This window comes from Nocardia sp. NBC_01327 (assembly GCF_035958815.1).
Taxonomy (GTDB): domain Bacteria; phylum Actinomycetota; class Actinomycetes; order Mycobacteriales; family Mycobacteriaceae; genus Nocardia.
Map to the genome: position 1 here is coordinate 6,354,590 of NZ_CP108383.1, position 3,082 is coordinate 6,357,671.

Sequence of the window (3,082 nt, forward strand, 5' to 3'; positions counted from 1 at the left end):
GACTCGAGAGGTCGAAGGTCGATGAGTTTTGAACAAATATCGGGGCGTCCGTCGACTCTGGCGGACATACTTGTGAGTCGCGCTGCCGAACAACCCGGGCGAGTCGGCTACACATTTATCGACGGCCGCGGTGAACGCGAAGTCGAGGATTATGCACTCCTGCTGGACCGCGTGGTCTGCCTGGCGGCGCGTTTACAGGAAGTCAGCGCGCCGGGCGATCGAATCCTGCTGCTCTGTCCACCGAGCCTGGACATGATTCACGCATTTCTCGCCTGTCTGCTGACCCGGCGCATTGCCGTGCCGCTGTATGTGCCGACCTCACAACGACATTCCGAGACCGTGGCGGCCATTACGCGGGACAGCGGCGCTGTTGCCGTCATCGCGCCGCAGTCGGTCGCATCGGTCGCACGCGACCTGCTCGGCTGGCCCGACGAGAAGATCATCGACAGCGCGGCAACCGAATTCGGCCATTCGCTGCAGCTGCTCGACACCCCTGTTCCCACAGCGGACGAGGTCGCATACCTGCAGTACACCTCGGGTTCCACCGGAAGCCCGAAGGGTGTTGTGGTGCGCCACCGCAATCTCATGCACAACCTCGAGTGCCAGCGGCGCGCCCTCGGGCACAACGAGAGCACCTCGGCCGTCCACTGGCTGCCGCCGTCTCATGACATGGGCATGATTCTGGGCATTCTTTCGCCGCTGTTCGTCGGATATCCCGTGACGCTCATGTCCCCGCTGACGTTCCTGCGCCATCCTCTCATCTGGTTGCGCGAGATATCGGAAAACACGAATACCACTGCGGGCGGGCCGAATCTGGCCTATGGAATTTGCGCTGAGCGCGTCTCGCGCGCGGAAGCCGAGCAGCTGGATCTGTCGCAGTGGGACATTGCTTTCGTCGGCGCCGAACCGGTCAATCCGATCATATTGAGAACGTTCGCCGACAAATTCGCCGGAAGCGGCTTCCGCCCGGAAAGTTTCTTTCCCGGCTACGGTCTCGCCGAGGCTACTTTGTATGTGAGTGGCGGACCTTCCGGCTCGGGCCTGCGCACGTGCTCGTTCTCCAGCGAGGAACTGGAAAAGGGCTTCGTCGTGGAAAAGCCGAATGGCCGGGAGCTGGTCGACTACGGCCCGGTCCGGGCCGGTGCCGCGGCAATGATCGATCCCCGGACACTGCGGCGATCCGAACCCGGTCGAGTCGGCGAAATCTGGCTGTCCGGCGAGAGCGTCACCGCGGGCTACTGGAACAAACCCGAGGAGAGCGAGCGGACATTCTCGGCGCAGATCGAGAATGAAGGCGGCACACCCTATCTGCGTACCGGCGATCTCGGATTCATGGTCGACGGGCATCTCTTCATCTGCGGACGCCTCAAAGAAGTCATGATCATCAACGGGCGAAACCTGTTCCCGCAGGACATCGAATGGAGTATCGAGTCCACCCATCCCGCGCTCCGCCGGGGTGGCTGTGCCGCACTGTCGATCGAGATCGACGGAGAAGAACGTCTGATCGTCCTGCAGGAGCTCGAAGAGGAAATCGCGGCCGGCGATATGGCCGCCCTCGAGGAGTCCATCAAGTCCGCTGTCAGTCGCGCCCACGGTGTATCGCTGTATCGAGTCATATTCGTGGACAAAGGCAAAGTGCTGAAAACGACCAGCGGCAAGATCCGCCGATCGCACCTACGCCACTTGTACGCCAACGAATTCGAATCGAGGGCCCTGTGAGCGAGCCACAGGACGACGCAGACACCACGACCTTCTTCCTCGAATGGGCAACGCAGCGCCTGGGTCTCGACTCCGTCGACCCTCGGACACCGCTCACCGCGCTCGGCCTCGATTCGGTCAAAGCCGCCGAGCTGCTGACGATCCTCGAGGACCGATTCGGCGTCGAGATTTCCGCCGAGGACGTCTACGGCGGCATCTGCATCGACGACCTGGTCGAGGCGGTCGACAAGCACCGTGATCCCGGCGTCCGGCTCGCCGAGGCATCGCCCGGCGCGAGCGCGCCGTCTCACCACGCCGGCGCGGGCATCGATTTCAGTCTGTTCTTCTTCGCCAGCGATGCACAGCAAGCTGTTTCGCAGCGCTATCAGCTGTTGTTCGACAGCGCTCGCTTCGCCGATGCGCACGGGTTCCGCTCGATCTGGTTGCCGGAACGGCATTTCCACAAGTTCGGCGGGCTGTACCCGAATCCCGCGGTTCTCGGGGCAGCCCTGGCGGCGATCACACAGCGGGTACGCCTCAGGGCGGGCAGTGTGGTGCTGCCGCTGCACAACCCGGTGCGGGTCGCCGAGGACTGGTCGGTGGTCGACAATCTGTCGAACGGCCGGGTCGATATCGCGTTCGCCACGGGCTGGAACCCCGACGATTTCGTCCTGGCGCAGGACAATTACCGCACGCGGGTCGACGTCACGCGATCCGGTATGCAGAGCATCGAGCAGCTCTGGCGTGGTGAGTCGATCTCGCTGCCGAACGGCGTGGGCGAATCCCGGTCGGTGCGCATCTTCCCCACCCCGATCCAGCCGGACCTCGCCACCTGGGTCACCTGCAGCGGCGGTGTGGAGCGCTTCGAGATGGCGGGTGAGCTCGGCACGAATGTGCTGACCGCCCTGCTCTTTCAGACCGTGGACGAACTCGCGGAGAAGATCACCGCCTATCGCAAGGCGCGCGCCCACCACGGCCACGATGCCGACGCCGGAAAAGTCACGGTCATGCTGCACACCTTCGTCGGAGACGACGACGCCGCGGTGCGGCGGACGGTGCACGGTCCGTTCAAGAGCTACCTCGCGGACTCCGTCGATCTGTGGCGTCGCGGTGCGGAGTCCCTCGAGGAGTTGGACGACAGGTCGCGAAACAAGGTGCTGGACTTCGCCTTCGAACGGTACTACCGAACCAGCGGACTGTTCGGCACGCCCGATTCGGCGCTGTCGATGGTCGAGAGCCTGCACCACGCGGGCGCCGACGAGATCGCCTGCCTCATCGACTTCGGAGTGGCCGCGCCGACCGTGCTCGACGGTCTCGAATCGCTGGCCACCCTCGCACACAAAGCACGTTCTCTTTGAGCGTCGGATCTTCATCAGGAGGCGGG

The 3,082-nt window shown here is 63.8% G+C and carries 2 protein-coding genes; both read left to right on the forward strand.

The window, feature by feature from the left end; genetic code table 11:
• The first annotated feature begins 72 nt into the window (after window positions 1–72).
• Window positions 73–1,719 carry a fatty acyl-AMP ligase gene (locus tag OG326_RS29365; protein ID WP_327140370.1) on the forward strand — a complete coding sequence of 549 codons (1,647 nt, stop codon included), beginning with the start codon at window positions 73–75 and terminating at the stop codon, window positions 1,717–1,719.
• Complete coding sequence (locus tag OG326_RS29370) at window positions 1,716–3,056, forward strand: MupA/Atu3671 family FMN-dependent luciferase-like monooxygenase (protein WP_327140371.1); 1,341 nt, start codon at window positions 1,716–1,718, stop codon at window positions 3,054–3,056. The genes OG326_RS29365 and OG326_RS29370 overlap by 4 nt, the downstream gene beginning before the upstream one ends.
• The last annotated feature ends 26 nt before the right edge of the window (window positions 3,057–3,082 follow it).